The sequence below is a fragment of the Clostridium sediminicola genome, from assembly GCF_050402865.1.
GTDB classification, from domain to species: Bacteria; Bacillota; Clostridia; order Clostridiales; family Clostridiaceae; genus Clostridium_AF; species Clostridium_AF sediminicola.
Window position 1 is genome coordinate 82,034 of the sequence record NZ_BAABMF010000018.1, and the last position, 25,865, is coordinate 107,898.

Sequence of the window (25,865 nt, forward strand, 5' to 3'; positions counted from 1 at the left end):
CATGATTACAATAGTATTATTAATTATTATTTATTTAGCATTTATCAGTTTAGGACTACCTGATTCTTTACTTGGTGTTACTTGGCCTATAATGCAGGCTGAATGGGGTATGGCACTTGATGCTGTTGGTCTTGTTGCTATATTAATTACAGGTAGTACTATTGTATCAAGCTTTCTAAGTGGTCATATTATTAAGAAATTTGGAACTGGAAAAGTAACTTTTCTTAGTTGTGCTATGACGGGTGGAGCTTTACTTGGCTTCTCATTTGCTCCATCTTATGTATGGCTACTTATATTAGCTTTCCCCTTAGGATTTGGAGCTGGATCAGTGGATACAGCACTTAACAATTATGTAGCCCTACACTTTAAAGCTCATCATATGAACTGGCTTCATTCATTTTGGGGTATTGGTGCTACTCTAGGTCCACTTATTATGGCACAAGCCTTACTACTAACATCTTCATGGAGGCTAGGGTATCGAACTATTGCTTTTATTCAACTAGTCATAGCAATAATATTGTTCATCAGCCTACCTCTATGGAAAAAACATGCGAATTCAGTAAAACAAAGGGACAAAGAAGAAATAAATGAAGTAAAAGAAACCCCTAAAGGAAAAAATGTTTTTAAAATAAATGGAGTCAAATATGCTCTTTTAACATTTTTATTCTATTGTGCAACAGAGCTTTCAGTCGGTTTGTGGGGTAGTAGTTTTCTTGTGAAGATTAAAAACTTACCAGTCGAGACTGCCGCTTCTTGGGTAGCAATGTATTATGGGGGAATTACTTTAGGAAGATTTATCTCCGGTTTTATATCATTTAAATTAAATAACACTCAAATGATTCGTCTTGGTATAAAAATCGCATTAACTGGTACTATTTTACTCTTATTACCTTTACCCAATTTTGCACTTGCTAGTTCTTTTGTTCTGATAGGACTTGGACTTTCACCAATATTCCCTGCAATGATTCATGCAACACCTTCTCGTTTTGGAAAGAGTCAATCTCAAGTTATTATTGGATATCAAATGGGTTTTGCTTATATTGGAAATGCTTTTTTGCCACCATTATTTGGCGTAGTAGCAAAAAATACTAGTATGTCAATATTTCCATTTTACTTAGTTTCTTGTATATTAATTATGTTCTTCTGCTCCGAAAGGCTAGCCAAAATAACTCAAAACAAGGAGGCAATTTAAATGACTGTTATAGATTTGCATATGCACAGTAAGTGGAGTTTAGATGGGGAATATTCATCTAAAGAAATAATAAATCTATGTGAAAGAGCAGGACTTAAAACTATATCAATTACCGATCATAACAGTGTAGAAGCAATTGATGAATGCCTCTATTATGCAAAAAAAATAGGTATTAAACTCATTCCTGGCATTGAGATAGACTGTTTTTACAAAGAGACCAACCTACATTTATTAGGGTATAACATTGATTATAAATCAAGATTATTTCATGACTTATACAGATCTCTTTTTGAGCAAGAGGCTCTTGTTTCTCTTGAAAGAATAAAAAAAATAAATGAACTTGGTTTCTATTTAACTATTGAAGATTTTCCAAGATTAAAAAATAATTTTATTGTTACCCCAGAAGAAATTGCAGAAGTTTTATTAAATAAAAATTATGCTGCTAAACATGAATTACTAACACCATATCTACCTGGTGGACATAGAAGTGATAATCCTTACGTGAATTTTTATTGGGATTACTTTTCTAAAGGTAAAACATGTTATGTTGATATGGAATTTCCTTCAATAGAAGAAGCATTAGCTTTAGTTATAAATAATGGTGGTATTCCAATTATTGCACATCCAGGAGTAACTTTTAGAGATAATTATGAACAAATAGATGAAATAATTGCTCTTGGTGTACAAGGTATTGAAGCATTTTCATCTTATCATAATAGAAAAGAATGTAAATTGTTTTATAACATGGCAAAAGAAAATAGATTGATTATTACGGCAGGTAGTGACTTTCATGGGAAAAACAAACCTAGTGTTAAACTTGGTAATACCAATTATACTTTTAGCGACGAAGAACTTTTGAAAGAAATGAATTCCTTATTAAACTATTAAAACTAAGGATTTTTTTACACCTCTTTAGAACTAAGAAAGATTATCAGAGAACAAATGCATATATAGCTAGAAAGTCACTCCACTTCACTAAGAAATTCTAAAGTTTGTTACGATGACTTTTACGCTATATATGCTTCTTCTCACCACTGAAGGATGGAATTTATAAATCAGTGTAAATATTTTACACAATGTTACAATGTATTGTTATAACTGCATTTGACAAGTATGAAATTCCTATACAATGAATAAAAACTCCTACATATAAAAATTTTATATATAGGAGTCATTAGCTTTTGCTTCTCTTAATGAAGAACATAAAAATTATAACTTCACACTAATTTTCTTCTTAGCTTCAACTAATCTTCGAATGCCTCACTTACCTTCCATTCCTTCCATACATTACCTACCATTTTTGGCCCTGGTTTAAGTGTCTTCTTACCAGGCTTCCAGCCAGAAGGTGTTGCCTCAGTACCACCAGCTTTTCTTACGAGTTGGAATGCTTTAATTTGTCTAATTGTTTCACTTACATTTCTTCCAACTGGAGGTGTTAAAACTTCAAACCCTTGTACATTTCCATCTGGGTCTATAAGAAATCTCCCTCGTGCTTCTATACCACTATCTTCATCATAAATTCCATACATTTTCCCTATACTTCCGCCTTGGTCTGACACCATTACAAATGGAATATCTTTACCAATCATCTTAGATAATTCATTATCGTTCCACATCTTATGCACAAAAACACTATCAACACTAACAGAAATAACTTCTACTCCTAAATCTTGTAATTCTTTGTACTTTTCAGCAACTGCTGAAACTTCAGTAGCTCAGACAAAAGTAAAATCTCCAGGATAGAAGCATAGTAAGACCCATTTACCTTTGTATTCATTCAAATTCACACTCATAAACTTTCCCTGAAAATATGATGGTGCAGTAAAATCAGGAGCTGTCTTCCCTACTTTCAACATATCCACATCCTCCTTTTTAGGAAAAATATCACTATTCGTATGTTCAATACTTTTTTGTTTTTTGATGTCTGGTCTTTTACAGCCTATCTTAAATTCTTCTGGCATATCTTCACCTCCTTTAAAAATAAATATCAATATCTATATATATGAGGTGTCCAGTAAAATATTAACATTATTTCAAATTAGGTTTTAATCCACAAATAATCCAATTAACATTCCTACATATCGATACAGACGAGAGCCTATTAAAACAGAGCATATAATCCTTAATTAATGGTAAATTCTTTCTTAACGAAATAAGTATATACTTATTAAAAACCCTCCAGTTGCTGGAGGGTCAATGTTTTTTAACCGGAATTTGTATTTCTGTAAGATAATCATCTGTATTATTAGATATATATTCATTAATAATAACTCTTTCTATTGCATCTCCAATAATTTTGTAATTATTCTTTTCTATATATCCCAATAGTATTTTATAATATTTCTCAGATTCCTTATGATTACAACCTCTATAGTAAATACATGCATATTCCCCTTTTTTTAATGCTTTTGCAAGTTTGTTATCAATAACATCTTCCAATAAAATTTCTTTCATCGATTCTTTTTATTTTTTTTCTCCAACAGATCCAAAAAATAATTAATATTCCTAATCTCCAAATAACTTTTAATTTCTTTCAAGGGTATTCCTAAAAATTTCAGATAGTTTATTGTGTTTAGTTGTTGGAATTGTTCTGTTGAATAATATCTGTATCCATTATCTTTGTTTACTTCAATTGGTTTAAATAATCCAATTTCATCATAATATCTTAATGTTTTAATTGGAACATTATGAAGTTTTGACATTTCGCCAATTGAAAATTTATTATTCATAGAAATCTCACCCTTTATACTAAAACTTTAACTCTTCTTCTATTCCCTTTTTTTCTAATTTGTTATTAGTAATTTCTCTCGTTAATGTATAAATAGTAGAAAATATTGGTATACCAATAATAATACCTAACATACCAAATAAATTATTTCCAATAATAACTGCCACTAGTACCCAAAATCCAGAAAGACCCATAGAAGAGCCAACCACTCTAGGATAAATAATATTACCTTCTATCTGCTGTAGTACTATTACGAAAAGTATAAACCAAAGTGCTTGGCTTGAACTTACCATAAACAGGATAAGAAAAGATGGAATACCTCCAATATATGGACCAAACATAGGAATCATATTAGTTATTCCAACTATTACACTAATCAAAAGAGCATACTCAAATCTAAAAATTGTCATACCAACAAAACTTAAGACTCCAATAATAAGTGCTTCTAAAATTTGTCCTCTTAAAAAGTTTTCAAAAGATTTATTCATAATTTGCAAAACTTTAATTATCCCATTAGTTACTTTAGTTGGAGTAAAAGCAAACAAAACCTTTTTTAGCACTAAAGATATCTTTTCTTTGCTAAGTAACATATATATAGCTAAAATTGAACTAAGTAAAGTACTTACAATGCCAGAAAACAATCCATAAACAAATCCATATAAAGACTCAACAAGTCCCAACACAATATTGGTTAAATTTTGAAGCAATCCATTCCATGACTTGACTATTCTATCTGTAATTTCTTCGTTAATATTATATTGAGATAAAGAAGTATCTACAAATTTTTGAACTATCCCTACATAAGATGGAATATTTTTGCCTAACACATCTATACTATCAGCAAGCTGCGGAATTGCAAAAGAGAATATCCCAATGAAAAGTGAAATTAAAACAAAAATTGTTATAATTAATGCAATAGGTCTCCTTAGCTTATTTGATAATTTGGTTTTACTCAATATTCTTTCTTCAATGGCCTTCATTGGTATATTAAAAATATAGGCAATAACAAAACCTATAATAATTGGAGACATAATTCCAATGAACTTTGCTAATACTCCAATTACCGTACTTAAATTACTCAACAACAAATATATTATTATTGTTAATGTAATAATACTTACATATGTAATGATATTCTTTTTATCTACTCCCTTAAACATAGCTCCTCCTTAGTTATAGACAAATCATACGTATAATCAATGCTCGTCTACTTAATTATATATAATATACCTTCAAGTAACTTGAAGGTCAATGAAAGAATTAACTTTTGTTCTTTACTTTAACAGATATCTTGGTAAAATAATTTTCTTCATCCTTTTCACCTAAGAAGTCCACTAATCCTTCTTCATAAGAATCCCCATCAAATTCATATCCTTCTTTTTCAATAAAAGCAAATAACTTTTCATAACCTCTCCAAGTTTCTTCGTAACTTCCTTTATGAATCACTGATAAATAACATCCTGCCGGAAAATAATATTCTCTAGAATCTCCTATTGATTTATTAATCCTTACAGTAAAATAATTCAGTTGTTTAAAATCTTTTTTTAATAGGTTCTCCTTTGATAGAATTGCACCAACGGGATATCCTTCATCAATGTCATGCACATAAGATTCTAACTCATGAAAGTATTTGAAATGCTCATCCATACTATTATCTTCTGGTAAAACTGGCTTGCTAAGAATTAATACCACTTCTTCCTTTGTCTCAAAAAAAACTTCTTGCCCTTTGTTTATAACTTTAATACCTTTTGTAAGGTCTGTACATTTGTTTTGAATTATATTAGATAATCTAGTCAATCTTTTTATTTTCTTTTTCATTTCCTCATTTTTCTTTTCTAATAAGGCTAAATATTGCTCTCTATCTCTGTTATTCAAATACTCTTTTATTTCTTTTAGCGGTGTGTGAAATTCTTTTAGTATACAAATAATCTGAAACGTCTCATGTTGCCTCAAAGAATAATAACGATAACCACTTTCATCTATAAAATACGGTGAAAAGAGTCCAATTTTATGATAATAAATAAGTGTTTGTTTGGAAACATTGCAAAGTTCAGCAAATTGCCCAGTGGTCAATAAACTTTGTTTTTTAATCATTTTTTTCTATCTTCTCCTTGACTATATAGTTGCTATATACCTTATATTAGTATAGAAGTAACCACTATGCAATAAAATTTATTATTTAATTTGGAGGCTTTTATAATGATTTTCAAAGAAAAAATTACCCCTATGAGTTTTACAAAGTTTATTCTGCCATCTATTTTAGTGATGCTATGTATATCAATTTATACCGTAGTAGATGGTATTTTCGTAGCACGCTTTGTAGGATCAAACGCCTTAGCTGCTATTAATATTGTTTTGCCCTTATATACAATTGCATTTGCTGTAGGTATTATGTTTTCCACAGGAGGCGGGGCACTTGTGTCTATTAAACTTGGACAAAAGCATATCAAAGAAGCAAGTGAAAACTTCACTCAATTACTGGTTGTTGGTATAAGCTTTGGTATCCTTGCAACAGTAATCTGTTTATTATTCCACAATCATCTTTTACAGTTTTTAGGTGCCACAACAGCCTTAAAACCTTATGCAAAAGATTATAGTTTTTTTATGATTATATCTTTCCCTGTACTAATTTGCAAAGTTCTCTTTGAGGGATTTTTGCGAGCAGATGGTAATCCTGGTCTTTCATTGAAAATGTCTATTCTAGGTGGTGTAACTAACATTGTCTTAGATTATATTTTTATCGTTCCTATGGGTATGGGAATATCCGGAGCTGGATTAGGCACTTTTTTAGGAGCATTTATATCCTTATTTATAGGATTTGCACATTTTCAATCTGGCAAATCTGTTCTTTCATTCAGCTTGTCGCCAATAGATTATTCATTTCTATTAAAGACTGTAACCAATGGTTCTTCTGAAATGGTTAATGAGATTGCTATTGCTTTTACTACATTGGTCTTCAATACATTAACACTAAAATATGCTGGAAATAGTGGTGTTGCAGCTATATCCATTATACTCTATATTAACTTTATCTTTTCTTCAATATATATTGGATTTTCTACAGGTGTAGCTCCATTAATTAGCTACCAATATGGTGCCCGTAATGAAAAAGAACTAAATACAGTTCTTTTATATTGCCGACGATTTTTAATGATTTGCAGCCCTTTCTTATTTGTAATAACATTAATAACAACTCCATTATTAGTATCGATTTTTGTAAATCAATCAGATCCAGTTTATTCTATTGCTGTACAAGGCTTATACCTATTCTCTATAAGTTTTATATTTAATGGGCTCAATATGTATGGTTCTGGACTATTTACTGCTCTCTCCAACGGAAAGATTTCTGCTTTAATATCTTTTTCTAAAACTTTTATTTTCTTCTTAACAGGGTCATTAACTTTACCTGTCCTATTTAAGTTGACCGGTGTATGGCTAATTCAGCCTTTAGCTGAGGGTATATGTGCTATAATGGTTGTTTATTTTATGAAATCTAAAAGCAATAAAAAATATTGTATGTCTAGTTAAGAACAAATTATATAGTTACCTCCATATAAGTCCCGAAATTAGTTCCAATAAATCTAAAAATTTTTTAGGTTATTTTCATGTGATTTTTAAAAAATGATTTAATACTTAATAAGTATTAAATCATTTTTTATAGACAATATTAAAGGTTTATTCACTTATATAATATATGGTTAAGCTTTTAATGAAGTATATTTAAGAAATCCATCCTCTACAGTTAGCTCAATCATTCCTATTTCATTTAAATATTCAACATTTGCCCTTAGCATTCTTTCTACTACGGCATATTTATAAATGTTTTTCACACTAATATTCCACTTTATAATTACAGCCTTCATAATATCTTCCATTGTCATAGCACCCTCTATAACATCATATACTTTTGCTGCTCTATTCTTATAGAAATCTATATTGTCAGTTATAAGTTCTGTAATATCATTATATATGCCTTTATGTGCCACTATATACTTACTACACTTTAAGTCATAAAGCTTTTTTTTACTTTTTAAATCTTCTTTTATTATATAAGCATAGGGCATTTTAGCTCCTTCCATGACTTCATAACTTATAAGCGCATCCGCTACATATGCAACATCATCAGGCGTTGTGATACATATATGCGCAGGGCTATGTCCCGGTGTATGAAGAATTTTAAATTTAATTCCACACACATATATGCTATCTTGGTTATTAAGAATCATTATTTCTGTTTCGCAAACCAAATGTCCTAAGTTCTTTTCTACATCAGATAAATTCTGGTTACTATAATAAACCTTTAGATTCACCGTTGAACTACAAAATAAAGCCTCATATGCTGGCATAGCAATAATACAATTATATTTTTCTTTAAAATATGAGATATTTCCAATATGATCTCTATGTGCATGACTACAAACTATAGCAACTACTTTGAATTGGTTCTTTTCCAAAAGCGCATCTATTCCTTCTCTTTCTCCTTTTGCCCACCCTGAATCCAACATAATAATTTCTTTATCATTAATCTTATAAAAAGGTACATATGTCATTCCAGTATCAATACAAAATGTATTTCCCTTTACTTTCTTTATTTCCATAATTCCACCTTCATTTTTTATTTCTATCTTAGTCTTCTCAATGCACATAACAATTTTTCATTTAATACCTTTATGTGAGTACCCTGCGCTCCTAAAGATTTTGCCTTTATTACTCCTGCACTTTCACATTTTCTCAAAGCATTACCAATTATAGACCTTGTTACTCCTTCTTTACGAGCAATTTTTGAAGTTACTAATCGCCCTTCAGGACCTTTTAATTCATTAAATATGTGTTCAATTGCTTCAACCTCAGAATATGACAGTGTACTAAGTACTAGCTCAGCCTCTGCTTTCTTTCTTGATTTTTCTTCTAATTTTTCATTTCTAAATCTCATCATTTCAAGTCCAACTATTGTTGCGGTATACTCAGCTAATATTTGGTCTATGTCATCAAATTTCTTTTTAAATCTTGTTAGGTAAATAGTTCCTAAACTTTCTCCATTCCCTATTATCGGTGTAATAATGAAATATTCGCCTTCTATTTCACTAGACTTAGTTTCATCAAAGGTTAATCTGCTATTATTTTCAATATTATGCAATATCTTTTTTATTGACATAAACTTGCTATTATAATATTGCGATAAATCTTTTCTCTTTTGATCAATATGGTCTGCCCTTTCATATTCTGAATTATTGAAACTATACCCAAGTATTTTTTCCTTTTTGTTTATAATATAAACATTACTACCTAATAAATAACTTAAAGTATCACATATGTCTTGAAATCCTACATGTTCAACTCCTGATTTTTGTAGTATTTTATTATTTAATAACCTCATTTTCTCCAACAGTTCTGAAGTCATATTATCACTCCCTTTTTACATTTTTTCTTATAGTTGATGCTGTAATTTAATAAATAAAGATTTATAAAATTTCAAAACAATGTTACCTTTACCATATCTTATGTTTATGATATAATTTAGAGTAAACTATAAAGTTTTTTTAATCAAAATAATCATTCAAACAAAGAATTTAAATTTACTTAGACATTGATTTGTATTAATTTAGAACTATATTAATACTCTACTATACAAGTTGGTAAATATTAGAAGGAGATATAACACAATGATACAAAGCATATTACGTGCATCAGCACTTCTGGAAGCTCTTAAGGTTCCTGATAAAGAATTTTCTATAGCTACTCTATCCGAAGAACTACAATTGTCTCCAAGTACTGTACATCGTCTCTTACAAACATTATGTGAAATAAAATATGTTATAAAGGATGAACGAGCACATACTTATAAGTTAGGCCCTGCATTAATTTCATTAGGTCTAATATCCCAGCATAATTTACATTTACTAGATTTTTCAAAACCAATTTTAAATAAGCTTTCATGCGAAACAGAAGAAGATTCATTTTTAATAATTAGGTCAGATTTTAAAGGGTTAGTTTTAGAAATGTCACAATCTCATAATCCATTAAAAATTGTTGATCGATATGGCTATGAAAGAAACTTACACTGTGGTGCTATTAGAAAAACTTTACTAGCCTATCAGTCAGATGATTTCATTAAAGAATATATACACAAAGTTTTAACTAAAGAGGGTTCTTTTCCAAAAATGTCACCTCAAACCCTTTTAACTAACATAGAAAAAATTAGAGAAACTGGCATAGGAGTTTCATATGGAGAATACATTAAAAACGCCATTGGAATTGGTACTCCTATTTTTGATTATAAAAATAATGTTGTAGCTTCTATTGGAATCGTTTTTTCCGCTTCACGATTAAAAGACGATGATCATATGGAAAAACTTAAGAACATAGTTAAAAATTATGGTACTCAACTATCAATTTCTATTGGTAATTCACCTAAATAAAAATTATGTATGTAAAAAAACCTCCTAATAAGGATAACTTTATCCACTTAAGGAGGTTTATTTATTAGGCTTAAAAATCTAACCTATTTGATTCACTTACTTCTATACTGATAACATGTCTGAAAATGCTTGAAGAGATGTTTTTGCTTGTCCAAAATTAGTCATCTGCTGATCCATACCAATCTTAACAAAAGGAATACCTGCTTCATCCAAACCTTTTTTCAGAGAAGGGAACTCAATTTCTTCTGGATCACAGAATTGCATCATCATTATAACAACACCTTGAGCGCCACTTTCTTTTACTTTATCAATCATATATCCAGGACGTTTATTAATCTCTGGATCATATAATAAAGTATCATTATCCTGTGCAGCAAATTGAAGAGCAAGAGCTTTCATTGGATTTGCTTCATTTTCAGGAACATCTACAGCAATTGCACGTGATTCATGTGCCATATCATCTGCAACTATAGCAATATTATTGTTATCGAAAATCTCAAGAAGTGATGGACTATCAAGAACTATACCAGAAGTAACAACTTTAGTACCTTTCCATTCAACTATAGGTGCAGCTTCTAGTAAATCATTTAATTCATTTAATAAAACTGTATGCTCTGACTTTAAAATAAAGTATGCACTTTTTAGTACAGCATTACGTTGTTTAGCAGAAATAAGTTCTGGATGTTGACCTGCAAGCTTAACGAAGCGACGACGTGTAGAACGGCTTACGTTATAAACATTAATAGCATTCTTAAGGCTCTCATCTGAAATTTCTTTTCCACCAATTTCTTCTAATTTATCCTTAACATTTTTGTATTGAGCCATAGTAAAATCAACACCATAAGATTTTCTACGATTCTGTGGATGTGCTAAGAACATAAAAGGAAATTGTGGACAAGCTACTCTAAAGTTCTGTGTAAAAGGACGTAAAGTATCACACATTGAAGTTGCAATAACACCTGATAAACCGTCTAATGTTCCTTTTAATCCCATTTCAAGATTTAATTGAGCGATTGTACAGTAGAAAGCTGCAAAATATTCTTTAGCCGCATTAATTGTTCCACCTGTTTGTCCCCATATACCAAATGGTACCATGTCTGCAGCATAAACTATTTCTTCAGGCACATAGTAAGGAAAACATCCAATAGCTTTTTTCCCTTGTGCTAAATATTTGTCTAATTGTTTTCTTGGACTAGCCGCTATTTCACTAAACTGACTTAAAAGTTCATCTATTCTACTCATTATGCCTCTCCTCCTTTTTCTCTATCATTTTCTTCCATAACTTCAAAAAGTCCTTGCACACGTGTATTATATTGTGCTTCTGAGAAGTTTCTTGGATCAGCTTGGTCGCCATCAAAGCCAACTACAGGTACGCCAAGATCCTTACGGAATCTTCTTTGCATTTCTGGCATATAACCACTCCAAGGTTTACAACTACGGTTATAATGTACCAATATACCATCAACTTTATTATCACGACAAATTTCTTCACGCCACTGAACACCAGTCTCAAGACATACTGAATTAGGTGCTTTACAATAAGCTCTCATCATTTCATCCATATCGTTATATACAAATCCAAATGCTGGTGCATATACTACAGCTGTTGTATTAATACCATTACCTTTTAAAGGCTTAAACAATGCTTGTAGTTGTGGCCAACAAGGAATTCCTTCAAACATAATTCTATGTTTCTCTTCATAACGCCATGTTGATTTTCCTTCTTTAACATTTTGCTCTAATTCTTCAGCTAATTGTTCAAATCCTTCTGCAGCTTCCACTTTACCACGTGCAGTAACAACTACTGCCATATGGTTAAATAAATCAAAACCACTTAATGGTGATGGTTTATACTGACAATAATTACATACTTTTAACCATGCCTTTGCAGTACGGTTAGAATTAGCACATGCTTCTTCAAATTTTTTCTCATCAAATTTACGTCCACTAATCTCTTCTAGTTGCTTTATAGCATCATCGAATTGGCCACGAATATAAGCAACATAATCGTCGTTAACCTCAACTGTGTTATTATATGGAACATCTATCATAACCAAAGGTATATTATGAATTCTTGCAATATTTTCATACCATTTTGTCATACAGTTACAAATATTATTGCAACAAAGCACAAAATCAGGTTGTGGCATTGGTTTCTCATCTGCCTCATATCCTGCAGCATAAGCCAAGTTAATTCTTGCATAACCACAGATATCATTATCGAATCCCATAGCTTCAGCGTTTTCACACATTCTTTCTCCACCGTGTTTTGCTGAAATAGCAGCTGCTTGGTTCTCTGGATAACATACAGCAAGCCCTAAAGCTTCAGCGATTTCTGATGGGAATTTTGAAGATGACCACCCAATCGGTTCCCCTCTTTTTTTCGCGTCCCATGCATTTTGATAAACTTGATCAACAACTGCCCTAAGTTTTAGCTTAGCTGGTACTCTTTCATTTTCTGACATATTATTTACCTCCCTGTTTTAATTAGTCTGTTTTAATCACAAAGATTAAAGCATACAAAATCAATCTATTTAATATCATTCATTGATATTTCAGTATATAGCTAAAGTTAACCTTTATGTTTTTGGTATGCAAACAATGCTGCTCCCAAAGCACCATTATATTGAGCTAATGGTGATACGTATATTTTTTTACCTAACTCTTCTTCAAGGGCTATAACAACGCCATTATTTCTTGCAACTCCACCAGTCATCACAACATCATCCACAACTCCCACTCTCTTTGCAAGTCCAGCTACACGACCTGCTACAGATCTGTGAATTCCTCTAACTATATCACATACATCTGAATCTTGCGCTAATTGTGAAATAACTTCAGACTCAGCAAAAACTGTACAAGTAGAACTTATACTAACAACTTTAGTTGATTTAGCTGATAAATCTTCCAAGTCATCAACCCCTACTTCAATAATACGTGCCATAACATCAAGAAATCTTCCTGTACCAGCAGCACACTTATCATTCATAGCAAAATTCTCAAGCATTCCTCTATCACTGATACGTAATACTTTTGCATCTTGTCCCCCGATATCAATAACAGTACGTACATTAGGAAATAAGAAATATGCTGCTTTTGCATGACAGCTTAATTCGCTCATCTCCGAATCAATGCCTTCAATAGAATTACGTCCATAACCTGTTGCCAGAATATAGTTCATATCTTCTTTTTTAAGATTGCACTGTTCTAAAACTGCTTGAATTGCACGGGCTGGACCAGTTGTACCAGTACCTACTGGTATCAAAGATTTACTGATTATTTCTTCTCCATCCTTTAAAATAATACACTTAGATGCTGTAGACCCAACATCTATTCCCATTGTATATATATTCCCCATTTCTAACCTCCGTAGCTATAGGATAGTTTAATCAAAAGATTAAACTATCCTAAAAATTTATAAGTGGTATTATATCTTATTAACAACAAATTTACCACTAAATATTTAAAGTTAATATTGATGAACACACCTTAGTGTATACAAGTTATATACACATAAAGTAATTAAATATCTATTAATAAAAATACCATTATTCTATGATTTAAACTATGGTTTTCTTGAATTCAATTTTTATTGTAGAACATTTATTTTCTATCGTATGTTTTTATAGGTCTAGATGGAACCCACCATTTAAACATGTATGCGCAAATCCACATAACTGCTACTACAGCAACGATACCCCAAGTTACGAAATGTGCTCCTAAAGCTGGTACCAAACTCATAACTATTGGAGGAATAACCTGTAATCCAATAACAATCGGACGATTCAATAAATCAGCAAAACCAGTATCTTCAATAGCACGAGACTTTAAGTCTGGGTCAACTGTACGTGATAATAAAACACCAGTTGCAACAACACCAGTTGCATGTCCCCAACTCATCATATTACGTTCAAACCAATCATGTTTTGATGATTTTGTACCTACAACCATAAACCAGAACCATACAGTCAAGAATCCAATAGCAGAAAGAATTAATATTGGAGCTCCATACTCTAAAACAACTGATAAGTTTAATGATCCAATACCTGCAACCATAAGGAAATCTGTAGCAGTTCCTTGAACTCTTCCTATTGTATAACGATCAACATATTTAATTCCACCAGTTTTATTCAAGATCATATTTAATATGAATCCACCAAATAAAGCAGTACAGAATACAGGAATAGAAACTTTATAACCTAAATTACCTGTGAAGACTTTGAAATATTTAGTCATATAATAACCCATTAAAGATGCCAATAATACAAGACTTACATGAAATGCCATAGGATCAATACAAATTGAAGAAATAGTAACTTTACCAACTGCCTTTTGTTTTTCAACTGGAATTAGACCTGTACGTAATTCTGTTGGTAAATCTTGTGGATCTGCAACGTAGTGAGTATATCCTTTACGAGCACCCCAGTTAATAATTATCATACCAAAAATAATACCGCCGACAATACCAATAGTAGCAAATGTGCTACCAATATCTGTCATGTTTTCAACACCTAAATTTTGTAACGCATTACCTACTGCAATTGCAGTACCATGTCCACCATAGAAACCTGTAGCCATCATTAAACCAAATTCTTTTGGAAGATCTGGGAAAAGATGAACTAATCCGTAAACAGCAACTAACATACCAACTGCATACTCTAAAACACAGATACCTGTGATATTGAAGAACATACCACCCATAACAGGACCAGAAATATCCTCTTTTTTAGGTTTATCGCCTATTGGAGTTGCTGCAAAAACTACAACGATCAATATCGATGCGTATGTACCTATACTATCAGATAAAGGAAGATACCCTAATCCTTTTGGTCCAAATGCTAACGCTAAAAATCCTGCAATTAATGCTGGTGGTATTAATAGTTTTTGTAAAACTTTAATTTGTGCCCTACATAATTGTGCTAATAGTAATAATCCACCCATAATAGATGCATCTAAAAACATATTCCAGATTGCTGTTTTCATAGTTAATTCCATAAATATTCCTCCTAAATAAATTTATCTATTAGTTCTTTCAGTTCTTATGATTAGTTTTTTGTCAAGTTTTCATTAAAAATCATCATAGAATATTATTACCAAACAGATACCCATTAAATTCATCAACATTAAATATTAAACAATCTACATTATTTAGGTTAAGTTATTCTTTATTAGAGAAGATAAGAAATTTATTATTTTGAAATCTTCTCACGCTACATAACTAAGTTATAAATTAAACTTAGCAAATATCATTTAGAATAATATCATTTTCCCATTTTCATCAAATTTAACTTCTTTATAATCACCTATTGTCTCTATAGGCAATACTGCAGCTTCTACTGCCGCTTTAGTCATATACACTTCGTCCAAATACTTAGTACTTTTAATGATAACCATACGGATATCATCATTGTTCACCTGTCCACATAGCTTTACACATGCCTGAAATACACGGCGATCATCATCTAAAACCATTGGCATACGTGAACTACTTGGTTCTGTTGAAGTAAGCGTATTCACATAAGTACTTGTAAAATCTACTTTGTCATACATATGTTTAGGAATAAAATCTGCTAATCCCATGCCATTAGCATTTCCTTCCGACTTATCAGTTACATCTAAAACTCCTAGCTTGACAGTAGTTGGTCCACCAGAAGCAGCTTGAGTATGAAAACGTCCAATAATATTCGTATCCATTCCTGTACCACTGATTTCTTTTCCTATTTCACCTACCATCAAAATATCAATTTTATCTAAAGCAATACGTGGCATTTTTGACCAAGCATCTTCCAAATGTTCTGGTTCATTAGCTAAAATCTCATCTTTGCGTGAAACATTTATTTTAGCGACTTTGTTATAGCCATTTTCAATAGTAGAAACACCACATACAACATTTAAATTCTCTAGTGCAATTTTACCAACAGATACAATGTTTTCAGCCATGTTTTCATACTTTAAAAAGTGAGTAGCTTCAGCACCCTTTTGCTTTGCAAGTCCAATAGCCATCATTTTAATTAATCCACTCTCAATTTTTCCTCTGAAGGAAGTGTGAGGTTTTACACGATTATACAAAATAATTCCATCTGCTTCACAAGCGTTTTTGTCAATATAAACACCGAGACCTTTATCAGTCTCTCCAAGTTTTACTACTTCCATAGAAGAAATAACTGGAGCTCCAACTGTTTCCTCAGTGATACCATAATGAGCTAAAACCTCCTTTTGACCTTCAGCAGTAGCACCACCGTGACTACCCATAGCAGGTACAAGGAATGGAATTCCACCTTTGGATTTAACAAACTCTACTATAGTTTTTACAACTGGAATATACTTATCAAGACCACGGCTACCACAAGTAATAGCAATTCGATTACCAGATGCAATTGGAATTTCCTTTGCATTTAACTCAGCCATAAGTACTTCTTCAACATTTTCCACAACATCATTATTGAAGAATTGTTTAACTTTCACAACTTTAGGTATCTCATATCCGTCAAGTAGTTTGTTAATTACGTTCATGCAACACTTCTCCTTTCTTTAGACTTATAAGTATTCGCTTGTGGAATTCCACAAGCGAATACTTATGAAAATCTATTAAATATTTATTATTCTATTTTTTATTAAATGTATTAAATTCTCTTATAGCTCTTGGCAATAACATATGATGGAATGCACAAATAGCTTTCGGATTTTGATAAGCAGCACTTGTAAATGCTCTTACATAACCACGTATAGCTGTCATATCTATGATTTCATCAACCATACCTGTTTCTGCACAGAACTTTGGACGAGATTTAGCAACATATTCTTCGATAAGTTTATTCATTTTATCAATTGTTGGTTGTAAATCTTTTCCAGCTTTCTTGTCTTTTGCTAATCTTCTAGAATACATAGCACTAGCTGCTGTTTCACCATTCATAACATAAGTTTCAGTTGCAGCAGTTCCTAAAGAAAATACATTGGTATTGTTTCCTTGTGGACCACCCAATACATAATGTGCTGCAGCACTACCTTTACGTAATGTAACCTCAAGTTGTGGTACACCTGAATTTTCTATTGAATAGATAAGAGACTGTCCAAGACCAAGTAATTCAGCTTTTTCAGCTGGATCTCCAACATCAATACCTGATGTATCTTGAAGCCATACTATTGGTAATTTGTCACGTGAACATAGTGTTACAAATTCATTCATCTTAACAAGACCTTGACGATATAACTTACCACCAACACCTATTCCTTTTTCTACATATTCAGGATATTGCATTAATAAACCTTGAACGTTGGCAACAACACCAACTAATAAACCATCTATTTTAGCTAATCCAGTTACTACTTCTGGACCATATCCTTTTTTATATTCTGAGAATTCACTGTTATCAAACACACGACCAATAACATCATAAATATCATATGGACGTTTTTGATTCATAGGTATTACAGAATATAATTCTTCCTCACTAAGTTTAGGAAGACATGGGTCAGCAACTCTAAAGAAATCTAAATTATACGCCGGTAAAGAATCTACATATTTTTTAATTCCTTCTAATACACCCTGTTCTTCAGCATATACTTCTCTGAAGAAACCTGTTTCATTAAAGTGTACAGAAACTGATCCTGGAGGAGTCTGTTTTCCTGCATTTGCTACAGCATCTGCAATTTGTTCAGCACCTTCCATATCTATGTATCCTTTTGGATTCATACCACCAAGTATACCAGCACCTCCGACAGCCATATTAGCTTGCTGATGTGCAATTAGAATTGTTGGACTAATACTGTGGTATCCGCCACCTGCTGGGTTTGTTCCATATATGCCAACGATTACAGGTATACCTAGTTTCTGTAACTCAGCATTTCTATAGAACGGTGCACCTCCACCACGACGGTTTGGATAAACTTTTTCTTGTTCATCAAATTTTACACCACTACAATTTAATACATAAACTAAAGGAATGCGCAATAACTTAGCAGTATCAGAGGCACGTATTAAGTTTTCTGATTGTCCTGGTACCCAAGCACCTGCTAATTTTTTGTTATCAGAAGCTACAATTACTGCCCACTTTCCATTAATACGTCCTAGACCTTTAATAATTCCTGTTGATCCGTTAGCGTTATCTTCTGGATTAAATAGGCTGTTTAATGGATTCCATGTTCCGTTATCTACTAACTCATGAATACGTTGTAATGCAGTCATTTGACCTTTTTTGTTTATTTTTTCATCTGGAGTTCCTGCTGCATGAACTTTTTTAATACTTTCATGGATCTCTTGTTCAACCTTTTTAATGCTTTCTTCATTTTCTGCATTTGGAGTTCCAATTGCTTTACCTACAACAGGCATGTTTTGAAAGTATCCTGGCATTGAATATTGGCTCACTTTTAACTCTCCTCTTTTCTATTTTTCAAATAGTCGATTACAGAATACTGTAATCTTTCATTCTACTATCTTTTAATCTCTATGCTTTACATTATCCTCCAACGTGACATTACACAATAACTACATTAAAGTTAATAACCACAAAGGAGGATAATAATATATTTTTCTTTATATTATGTTTACTTTAGATGAAAGCATGTCCTGGATCAATTTCTTCACGTAAAATACGAAGAACTTCTTCAGATGGTGCTTCATAAGCAACAGCTCTTGATGTATCTATCTCAAATCCTGTATTCTCTACAATATCCTCTATTGAAGAATTTGGGAAATATGCTGCAAGATACATACGTTTTGTCTCTTCATCAAACTTCATAATTCCTTTATCTGTTACAACCATTACTGGTCCTCTATTTTCTGGAATTCCATTTTTAGCACGTCCACCAGGACCATCCATCCAACCTGGACTTGTTAAATAATCAATCTTTTCAATGAAACGACGCTTTTGATGTTGCATCATGATGATTGTATTTGAATATGTTGCAATACCATTGGCACCACCACTTCCAGTAAAACGTGTTTTTGGATTGTGATAGTCTCCTATACAAGTTGAGTTTACGTTTCCGTAAGGGTCAATCTGTGCACCACCAATGAAAGCAATCAAACGCTCACTGTCATGTAACCATTCGTTAGTTTCAAAACCAACAAATCTTACATTTGGCCATTGTGTACCACAATGAGCCATAAAACGATTATCTCCTACACTTCTTGGAACTTCTATTGGAGCACAATCCATAAGACCACTTTCTACAATTAAATTACACTCAGGTGCAAAAACTCTTTTTGCTAATGAAGCACCTATTAAAGGTAATCCTGTACCAACAATAACAACTTGCCCATTTTCGATTTGTTGAGCAATAGCAACCGCCTGCATCTCTTTATATGTAAAATCAGCCATTACTTATCGTCCTCCTTACTTTTACTTTTTGCATATCCTAAACCTGGAACATTTTTTAAGTCAACTAAACGCATTGCACCTAATTTATTAACATAAGCTTCGTGATTCTCACAGTCATATACCCATTCATTTACAAACTCTTTGAACGCTTCATCAGTCTTACTAGCAACATCATATAGTTTTAAGAATGGATTATCATAATCATAATAGTTATAACATTGTGAAGGATGCGCACCGTATGGAGCATGTACAACAGCATCAACACAGAATCCTGGAATTGAATTTGTACTAGGATCTTTACGGATTTCTTCATTACTAACTAATTCTTCACAAGTAACAATTACTTTTTTTGCAGCTATAGCTATATCAACATCATGGAACTCATCACCTTCAATAGAAGTAGTTCCGTCTGGAGAAGCTTTTTGTGCATGAATAATTGCTAAATCAAGTTTTGGTACTGGTAATGCAACAATCTTTTCACCTGGATTAAATGGATTGTCTACATATATAAACTTATCGTCTGGTAATTTTTCAATTGTTTTACGTACTTCTTTGCTAATACCCCATTTATCTGTTAAATCTGTTCCCATCATTAAACGAACAGGCAAGTAAGGTAAACCTAATGAAGCTGCATGTAACATAAGCATCTCTGCATCTTGTGAATAGTCTTCAAAAATAAGAGTACCTTTTTCTATACCACTTCTGAAACGACGTGATACATTTGTAACACCTGAATTGGCTGTGTAACAGTTAACGTATGCTTTAATACGTCCTTCACCAATAAGCATATCCCAATCTCCACCAGCTGGTCCACCTTGACCAATAAAATCAGTTTGACCTTGGCGTAAAATTTCAGCAACTGCTGCATACGGTTTTCTGTTTGTAGTAAAACCACTTAAACAAAGATGATCTCCGCTTTCAACAAATTTAGCTATTGCATCTGATAATTTATAAACTTTATTACTCACAATAACTCCTCCTATTCATTTTTTATATTAACCTTTTTTAAGCTTTTTAAACCATTTATTTCTAACCAAATAATATCATAAAGAATCCAGCTGCTACTGCCGAACCTATAACACCTGCAACATTAGGCCCCATAGCATGCATTAACAAGAAGTTAGTTGGATTCGCTTTAGCTCCTTCAACCTGCGCTACACGTGCTGCCATAGGTACTGCTGAAACTCCTGCTGCACCTATTAACGGGTTTATTTTGCCTTTTGTTAGGTGACATAAAAGCTTTCCTATTAAAAGACCACCCATAGTTGAGAAAGAAAACGCTAGTAAACCCATAGCAATAATTGCTATTGTTTGAGTTCTTAAGAAAATTTCACCGTTTGCTGTAGCACCAACTGTTAATCCTAATAAAATAGTAATAACATTACATAATCCATTTTGTGCTGTATTAGATAAACGCTCTGTTACCCCAGATTCACGAAGCAAATTACCAAACATTAACATTCCTAACAACGGCGCTACTGCTGGTAATATCAACGAACAGAATAACGCAACAAATATAGGGAATACAATTTTTTCTACTTTACTTACTTTTCTCAATTGAGCCATCTTAATTTTACGCTCTTTTTCAGTTGTTAGCATTCTCATAAGTGGTGGCTGAATCATTGGAATCAAAGCCATATATGAGTACGCAGCTACTGCAATAGGAGCAACTAACTCAGGTGCTAGATTGTTTGCAATATAAATTGCTGTTGGACCATCAGCTCCTCCGATAATACCAATCGCCGCAGCTTGACCGACTGAGAAAAGGCCAGTAGCATTAGCTAGCGTGAATGCTACATAAATACCAAATTGTGCCGCAGCACCTAATAACAAACTAATTGGATTTGCAATCAAAGGACCAAAATCTGTCATAGTCCCTACACATAAAAACATTAAACAAGGGAATACACTACTCTTAACCCCATAATATATAATTCTAAGAACACCTGAGCTATACCAATGTTCTGCTGATTCTGCCATTAATCCCGCCACTGGTAGGTTTGCAAGGAATATACCAAAAGCAATCGGTAATAGTAACAATGGTTCAAACTTTTTACCTATAGCCAAGTAAATCAAAACAAAGGAAATAATGATCATGACTGCATTTTGCCATGTCATTGCTGCAAAGCCAGATTCAGCTAACAGTCCTCCCATAATAGTAAAAAAATCCACTTGATGACCCCTCCTTAATTTATAGAAAGTATAAAGTTCTTATACTTATTTTTTCATACTTTGTTTACGCTATTACTTTATAACAGCAAGAACAGCATCTGTATCTACTGCATCACCTTTTTTAACTGATAAAGATACAGTTCCATCAGCAGTAGCAACAATTTCGTTCTCCATCTTCATAGCTTCTAGTACAAGTATAACCTGTCCAGTCTTTACAGTTTGACCTTCTGCAACCTTGATATCGAAAATTGAACCAGGCATTGGACTAGTTACTGTAGTTTCTCCTGCTGCCGCTGGTGCTGCTACTGGAGCCGCCGCCGGAGCCGCTACTGGCGCTGGAGTTGGTGCTACCACTGGAGCTGGAGTAGCTACTGGCGCTACCGCCTCTTGACGTGATAATGGTTGGTAGTCAGCCACTTTCTCAATTTCAATCTCATATTTTTTACCATTTAATGTAGCAATATATTTCATTTTCATAACCTTCCTTTACATTTTTAATTTTTTTTAATTTTAATGTATTTCTTTTATTCCAACAATCCTGAACTTATCTGGTGTTTCTTTCATTTCTTCACAAGCTGCAGCCATCAACACTGCATAACTCTCTTCATCTAGATTATCCCTCTGACTTACACTCTGAACAGCAGAAGCCACTTTTTTTTCGACCCCTAGTCCAAGCATCATTAAAAATTTAGATACAGTAATAATACCCAAAGCTAATACTATCAACACCAATATTACGGTTGATATCCCAAGACCGGAAACTACTAAAGATTGACCGAAGTCCATGGAGTCTAATCCCTTCATTAATTTCTACCCCCCCTCTGCATAAAGCTTGATGTTTATCAAAAACTTCATATTCCACATTATGAAATTCATTTCATTAAATTGATAACAATAAAAATGATATTTTAAATAAAATAGATTTTTAATCCTTAATTTAAAAATATCTTTGTTTCTTAATAAAATTCTATACTTTTCTTTATAACGAACTATATATCTTTCTATCAAAATATAATCTTCATTTCTTAACATTCCACATTGTGAAATGCATTTCATTGTTTTGATAGAAAAATAATAAAATGATTCCCCCCAATAGATCTATCATTTTGCAATTAAATATATGTTCATTTTATGATAAGTAGAACAACTAGGTTACAAATTAGCATGTTGCTATTTAAAAATTCAACTAATTAGAACCACTCATAATGCTTTTTTAAAACAATTTAATTATCTATAAACGTAATCAAGTTAAATTATATCTTGATATTAACATACAAAATTATATTTGTCAATAAATTATCAATATTTTCGACAATAAAATTATGGATCTTTTCGACAACAAAAAATCTCCAATAATACAACACGATAATCACAAGAAATATCATAGTCGTAAATTTAAACTTTAAATTTACGACTATGATATTTCTTTCCATGTATAGTAGATAAAATATTTTTAATTTGGAAACACTGTACCTTTCAACATTTTTCAAGTTATATCCTTCACTATTATAACGATACTAAATTTTGGAATATTTCCAATCATAAATTTTAATCATTATAAATAATAGAATTAAATTCATTAAAAACCACACAAAATAGCATTAAAATTAAATCTAATACTATTACCAATAGCTTTATATTTTAAATTTAAAGGGGTAACGTAGTTGTTACACTACGCAGGATAACTTTCTCAAATCCTTATACCTTGTAATATTTGGACTACCCTAGCTATTTTTTCATCTGCACGTCATGGGTGTGCGCTAAGGAGGGTGGATTTGCACCACAGTAAAATAGCAAAACTTACTAATATTTATGGATTAACTATTAAAGCTTTCTAATTATAGATAGCTTATTTTCATTGTTACCACTAAATATAACATCAAAAATAAACCATCTATCTAGAAAACAAAGTAGCGATAAACTATTCTAAATTAAAACCGAATAGTATTATTTATTGAAGATCAGGAAGATATTATGTATTTTATATCTTCCTAATACCAATTTATTTTTAATTTTTCTTTTGCTGTTGCTTTCTTTCAATAATTTAGTTATAATTTATCTGATTTAATTTTTTATGCTCCTATGTATGCATCTAGAATATCATGTTTTTGACCTTGGTAGAGGTCTTTATTATAATCTTGTATGTATTCTTTGGAGCCTTTTTTTGTCAAATTTCTTCACTTTTGTTATGTCCTTTCGTTTTTGAATTTTTATAAAAATACCCTTTAAATATGTTTAAATATAAGTCTTATATAGTAGATATACTGATTTTTAACTTGCAATTATTTCGCTTTCTCCTTTACGCAACTGATGCATTGGCATCTTATAGGATCCATATTTAACTTTACATAAGATAAGCATACACACCCCTATACTCGTCAATACAGCCCCAACAGGAATCGTTCCAATTTGTACAGCAAATACCGGCACCATCGTCACAATAAATAGTTCTACTATAGACTGCAAGGTATAAGATGTTCCAAAATCGTCTAATGTTCCGCTTTTCATTTCAGGATCTACTATACGAAGAAGTGTAACTCCCACAGCAACTACCCCAGTAATATATCCAAAAATGAAAATTGAACGTTCAAACCAAAAATTTCTAAACAACTTTCTTCCAACAAAGAATACCATTACGAATGGCCAAGCTATACCAACAGCGCATAATACCAATATCGGTCCTATGAATTGCATAACTACGGATATCTTTATTGTGGCAATTCCAAAAGCTACTAGGTAATCAGTAACACCACTACCTACACGATCTACAATTTTTTTATCTACATATCCACCATAACCAATTTTGTTGAGAACCGTTTGTATAAACACACCTGCCATCATAGTCAAGCACATCATAGGAACTTCGATGTTCGGAGCATAAGGTTTATATAACTTATATATTCCATACCCCATACCAGTTGCCATCAGTATCAATACTATATGCCATGCCAAAGGGTCCATAGACATAGGATGTATTGTTTCTTCTCCCATAGATGGTCTTTTTTCCGGAGGAATCATTCCAGTTTTACATTCTTGAGGAAGAGATCCTATACTAGAGATCAAACGTGTTGCACCTTTTCTAGTTGCAAAGTTGATACATAAAATTCCTCCAAAGATACCTGACAACAAACCAAAAGTGGCAAATGTTTGTCCAATAACTACACCATCAGTTCGTCCTAACAAGCCATTAAGCGTACCTCCAATTGCCGCTGCATAACCATGTCCTCCCATAAATCCAGCTGGTAGTAACACACAAATTTCATTGAAGACATTAGGAAATAATATAAACATTAATGATCCACCAAGGAGCAATGCTACACCAAAGCAAATAACCTCACTTGACATATTAATTAAAAATGTATCTCCAACTTTATTAACAATTTTTTTAAGATGAAGCTTCTCTGTTTTTCCTAGAAAAATACCTGCAAACAAAACACATACAAGAAGATAAGGATAAGACCCAGTTGATTGGCTAAAAGGTAGTACATTTAAGAATTGTGGTCCCATGAATAAAGCTAAGAATCCGGCAATTAATGATGCGGGAATGTAGTAATTCTGAAAGAACTTCACCTTACTTCTTAACATTTGTGCAATAAACAAGAAAACGGACATTATACAAAAATCGATTAACATGGAATATGGACCGAAAGACATAATAAAAAACCTCCTTTTTTTATGTATACAGAGTGTAGTAAGTATTTTGCTACACTCGTTACATTTCATCACCTTAAGTTTTAAAAGTTCTAATAATAAACACTTGAGCTATTTAAAAATCTTATTTTATTATTGGTAAAAAACTAAATCAGATGAATTTTGCGAAGAAACCTGACAGTGCATCCATAAGACCTACAAATTTTGGATCTTCATCAAACATCCACTCGTTATGTTTTCCTTCTACAAAATATAATTCTTTTGGCTCTTTTGCAAGTCTATAAGCTTCATCAGCTTCTTCTCTATCATGTAGTTCATTATATTTTCCGTGACCTACAAATACTCCACAGTTTAAGTGTTTAAATGTATCTTCTATATTAAAT

23 protein-coding genes and 1 pseudogene are annotated in these 25,865 nt (G+C 32.2%); 4 read left to right on the forward strand and 20 right to left on the reverse strand.

Features of this window, described 5'->3' with window-relative positions:
• Position 1 precedes the first annotated feature (1 nt).
• Together ACQ3F0_RS21445 and ACQ3F0_RS21450 are read left to right on the forward strand one after the other, a co-directional pair.
• Positions 2–1,192 carry an MFS transporter gene (locus ACQ3F0_RS21445; RefSeq protein WP_428867772.1) on the forward strand — a complete coding sequence of 397 codons (1,191 nt, stop codon included), beginning with the start codon at positions 2–4 and terminating at the stop codon, positions 1,190–1,192.
• A complete protein-coding gene (locus ACQ3F0_RS21450; RefSeq protein WP_428867773.1) occupies positions 1,193–2,080 on the forward strand; it encodes a PHP domain-containing protein in 888 nt (295 codons plus the stop codon).
• A 356-nt stretch (positions 2,081–2,436) separates the two neighbouring features.
• Here the strand turns inward: ACQ3F0_RS21450 and prxU are convergent, their stop codons facing one another.
• From prxU to ACQ3F0_RS21475, 5 genes are all read right to left on the reverse strand, one after another.
• The gene (prxU, locus tag ACQ3F0_RS21455; RefSeq protein ID WP_487250449.1) at positions 2,437–3,048 is read right to left on the reverse strand and encodes a thioredoxin-dependent peroxiredoxin; all 612 of its coding nucleotides are present in this window, start codon (positions 3,046–3,048) and stop codon (positions 2,437–2,439) included.
• A gap of 337 nt (positions 3,049–3,385) precedes the next feature.
• Complete coding sequence (locus tag ACQ3F0_RS21460) at positions 3,386–3,646, reverse strand: GyrI-like domain-containing protein (protein WP_428867775.1); 261 nt, start codon at positions 3,644–3,646, stop codon at positions 3,386–3,388.
• The gene (locus ACQ3F0_RS21465) at positions 3,643–3,921 is read right to left on the reverse strand and encodes a MerR family transcriptional regulator (protein WP_428867776.1); all 279 of its coding nucleotides are present in this window, start codon (positions 3,919–3,921) and stop codon (positions 3,643–3,645) included. The genes ACQ3F0_RS21460 and ACQ3F0_RS21465 overlap by 4 nt, the downstream gene beginning before the upstream one ends.
• Positions 3,922–3,940: 19 nt before the next feature.
• Positions 3,941–5,080, reverse strand: a complete 1,140-nt coding sequence (locus ACQ3F0_RS21470; RefSeq protein ID WP_428867777.1) for an AI-2E family transporter — start codon at positions 5,078–5,080, stop codon at positions 3,941–3,943.
• 100 nt (positions 5,081–5,180) lie between these two features.
• Positions 5,181–6,014: a MerR family DNA-binding transcriptional regulator gene (locus ACQ3F0_RS21475; RefSeq protein WP_428867778.1), complete on the reverse strand. Its 834-nt coding sequence runs from the start codon at positions 6,012–6,014 to the stop codon at positions 5,181–5,183.
• Between the two features lie 105 nt (positions 6,015–6,119).
• Between ACQ3F0_RS21475 and ACQ3F0_RS21480 the strand changes: the two genes are divergently transcribed.
• Complete coding sequence (locus tag ACQ3F0_RS21480) at positions 6,120–7,448, forward strand: MATE family efflux transporter (protein ID WP_428867779.1); 1,329 nt, start codon at positions 6,120–6,122, stop codon at positions 7,446–7,448.
• A 170-nt stretch (positions 7,449–7,618) separates the two neighbouring features.
• Here the strand turns inward: ACQ3F0_RS21480 and ACQ3F0_RS21485 are convergent, their stop codons facing one another.
• A complete protein-coding gene (locus ACQ3F0_RS21485) occupies positions 7,619–8,518 on the reverse strand; it encodes an MBL fold metallo-hydrolase (protein WP_428867780.1) in 900 nt (299 codons plus the stop codon).
• A 23-nt stretch (positions 8,519–8,541) separates the two neighbouring features.
• Entirely contained in the window at positions 8,542–9,321 is a 780-nt protein-coding gene (gene codY, locus ACQ3F0_RS21490; RefSeq protein ID WP_428867781.1) for a GTP-sensing pleiotropic transcriptional regulator CodY, read from the reverse strand.
• Between the two features lie 262 nt (positions 9,322–9,583).
• Here codY and ACQ3F0_RS21495 point away from each other — a divergent pair, with 262 nt between their 5' ends.
• Entirely contained in the window at positions 9,584–10,339 is a 756-nt protein-coding gene (locus ACQ3F0_RS21495) for an IclR family transcriptional regulator (RefSeq protein WP_428867782.1), read from the forward strand.
• A gap of 102 nt (positions 10,340–10,441) precedes the next feature.
• Here the strand turns inward: ACQ3F0_RS21495 and ACQ3F0_RS21500 are convergent, their stop codons facing one another.
• From ACQ3F0_RS21500 to ACQ3F0_RS21560, 13 genes and pseudogenes are all read right to left on the reverse strand, one after another.
• Positions 10,442–11,581 (reverse strand): 2-hydroxyacyl-CoA dehydratase subunit D, encoded by a 1,140-nt coding sequence (locus ACQ3F0_RS21500; protein WP_428867783.1) that lies wholly within the window; start codon positions 11,579–11,581, stop codon positions 10,442–10,444.
• A complete protein-coding gene (locus tag ACQ3F0_RS21505; RefSeq protein WP_428867784.1) occupies positions 11,581–12,804 on the reverse strand; it encodes a 2-hydroxyacyl-CoA dehydratase subunit D in 1,224 nt (407 codons plus the stop codon). The genes ACQ3F0_RS21500 and ACQ3F0_RS21505 overlap by 1 nt, the downstream gene beginning before the upstream one ends.
• A gap of 107 nt (positions 12,805–12,911) precedes the next feature.
• Positions 12,912–13,697, reverse strand: a complete 786-nt coding sequence (gene hgdC, locus ACQ3F0_RS21510; protein WP_428867785.1) for a (R)-2-hydroxyglutaryl-CoA dehydratase activase HgdC — start codon at positions 13,695–13,697, stop codon at positions 12,912–12,914.
• A gap of 245 nt (positions 13,698–13,942) precedes the next feature.
• Positions 13,943–15,334 (reverse strand): sodium/glutamate symporter, encoded by a 1,392-nt coding sequence (locus tag ACQ3F0_RS21515; protein WP_428867786.1) that lies wholly within the window; start codon positions 15,332–15,334, stop codon positions 13,943–13,945.
• Positions 15,335–15,589: 255 nt separating this feature from the next.
• Positions 15,590–16,852, reverse strand: coding sequence for a nickel pincer cofactor-dependent isomerase, group 22 (locus tag ACQ3F0_RS21520; protein ID WP_428867787.1), 1,263 nt, complete (start codon positions 16,850–16,852; stop codon positions 15,590–15,592).
• A 91-nt stretch (positions 16,853–16,943) separates the two neighbouring features.
• Entirely contained in the window at positions 16,944–18,689 is a 1,746-nt protein-coding gene (locus ACQ3F0_RS21525) for an acyl-CoA carboxylase subunit beta (RefSeq protein ID WP_428867793.1), read from the reverse strand.
• A gap of 199 nt (positions 18,690–18,888) precedes the next feature.
• Positions 18,889–19,659, reverse strand: coding sequence for a glutaconate CoA-transferase subunit B (gctB, locus tag ACQ3F0_RS21530; protein ID WP_428867788.1), 771 nt, complete (start codon positions 19,657–19,659; stop codon positions 18,889–18,891).
• Positions 19,659–20,627, reverse strand: a complete 969-nt coding sequence (gene gctA / locus ACQ3F0_RS21535; protein WP_428867789.1) for a glutaconate CoA-transferase subunit A — start codon at positions 20,625–20,627, stop codon at positions 19,659–19,661. The genes gctB and gctA overlap by 1 nt, the downstream gene beginning before the upstream one ends.
• Positions 20,628–20,688: 61 nt before the next feature.
• Entirely contained in the window at positions 20,689–21,813 is a 1,125-nt protein-coding gene (locus tag ACQ3F0_RS21540; RefSeq protein ID WP_428867794.1) for a sodium ion-translocating decarboxylase subunit beta, read from the reverse strand.
• 90 nt (positions 21,814–21,903) lie between these two features.
• Positions 21,904–22,302 carry a biotin/lipoyl-containing protein gene (locus ACQ3F0_RS21545; protein WP_428867790.1) on the reverse strand — a complete coding sequence of 133 codons (399 nt, stop codon included), beginning with the start codon at positions 22,300–22,302 and terminating at the stop codon, positions 21,904–21,906.
• A 39-nt stretch (positions 22,303–22,341) separates the two neighbouring features.
• Entirely contained in the window at positions 22,342–22,635 is a 294-nt protein-coding gene (locus tag ACQ3F0_RS21550; protein WP_428867791.1) for an OadG family protein, read from the reverse strand.
• Between the two features lie 1,467 nt (positions 22,636–24,102).
• Positions 24,103–25,485 (reverse strand): sodium/glutamate symporter, encoded by a 1,383-nt coding sequence (locus ACQ3F0_RS21555; protein WP_428867792.1) that lies wholly within the window; start codon positions 25,483–25,485, stop codon positions 24,103–24,105.
• Positions 25,486–25,633: 148 nt separating this feature from the next.
• A pseudogene (locus tag ACQ3F0_RS21560) lies at positions 25,634–25,865 on the reverse strand (alpha/beta hydrolase); the annotation flags it as partial.

Bases quoted from the DNA above. Each gene is read 5' to 3' on its own strand.
- ACQ3F0_RS21445 (WP_428867772.1), top strand. From the start codon at position 2: ATGATTACAATAGTATTATTAATTATTATTTATTTAGCATTTATCAGT.
- ACQ3F0_RS21450 (WP_428867773.1), top strand. From the start codon at position 1,193: ATGACTGTTATAGATTTGCATATGCACAGTAAGTGGAGTTTAGATGGG.
- ACQ3F0_RS21460 (WP_428867775.1), bottom strand. From the start codon at position 3,646: ATGAAAGAAATTTTATTGGAAGATGTTATTGATAACAAACTTGCAAAA.
- ACQ3F0_RS21465 (WP_428867776.1), bottom strand. From the start codon at position 3,921: ATGAATAATAAATTTTCAATTGGCGAAATGTCAAAACTTCATAATGTT.
- ACQ3F0_RS21470 (WP_428867777.1), bottom strand. From the start codon at position 5,080: ATGTTTAAGGGAGTAGATAAAAAGAATATCATTACATATGTAAGTATT.
- ACQ3F0_RS21475 (WP_428867778.1), bottom strand. From the start codon at position 6,014: ATGATTAAAAAACAAAGTTTATTGACCACTGGGCAATTTGCTGAACTT.
- ACQ3F0_RS21480 (WP_428867779.1), top strand. From the start codon at position 6,120: ATGATTTTCAAAGAAAAAATTACCCCTATGAGTTTTACAAAGTTTATT.
- ACQ3F0_RS21485 (WP_428867780.1), bottom strand. From the start codon at position 8,518: ATGGAAATAAAGAAAGTAAAGGGAAATACATTTTGTATTGATACTGGA.
- codY (WP_428867781.1), bottom strand. From the start codon at position 9,321: ATGACTTCAGAACTGTTGGAGAAAATGAGGTTATTAAATAATAAAATA.
- ACQ3F0_RS21495 (WP_428867782.1), top strand. From the start codon at position 9,584: ATGATACAAAGCATATTACGTGCATCAGCACTTCTGGAAGCTCTTAAG.
- ACQ3F0_RS21500 (WP_428867783.1), bottom strand. From the start codon at position 11,581: ATGAGTAGAATAGATGAACTTTTAAGTCAGTTTAGTGAAATAGCGGCT.
- ACQ3F0_RS21505 (WP_428867784.1), bottom strand. From the start codon at position 12,804: ATGTCAGAAAATGAAAGAGTACCAGCTAAGCTAAAACTTAGGGCAGTT.
- hgdC (WP_428867785.1), bottom strand. From the start codon at position 13,697: ATGGGGAATATATATACAATGGGAATAGATGTTGGGTCTACAGCATCT.
- ACQ3F0_RS21515 (WP_428867786.1), bottom strand. From the start codon at position 15,334: ATGGAATTAACTATGAAAACAGCAATCTGGAATATGTTTTTAGATGCA.
- ACQ3F0_RS21520 (WP_428867787.1), bottom strand. From the start codon at position 16,852: ATGAACGTAATTAACAAACTACTTGACGGATATGAGATACCTAAAGTT.
- ACQ3F0_RS21525 (WP_428867793.1), bottom strand. From the start codon at position 18,689: ATGCCAGGATACTTTCAAAACATGCCTGTTGTAGGTAAAGCAATTGGA.
- gctB (WP_428867788.1), bottom strand. From the start codon at position 19,659: ATGGCTGATTTTACATATAAAGAGATGCAGGCGGTTGCTATTGCTCAA.
- ACQ3F0_RS21540 (WP_428867794.1), bottom strand. From the start codon at position 21,813: ATGGGAGGACTGTTAGCTGAATCTGGCTTTGCAGCAATGACATGGCAA.
- ACQ3F0_RS21545 (WP_428867790.1), bottom strand. From the start codon at position 22,302: ATGAAATATATTGCTACATTAAATGGTAAAAAATATGAGATTGAAATT.
- ACQ3F0_RS21550 (WP_428867791.1), bottom strand. From the start codon at position 22,635: ATGAAGGGATTAGACTCCATGGACTTCGGTCAATCTTTAGTAGTTTCC.
- ACQ3F0_RS21555 (WP_428867792.1), bottom strand. From the start codon at position 25,485: ATGTCTTTCGGTCCATATTCCATGTTAATCGATTTTTGTATAATGTCC.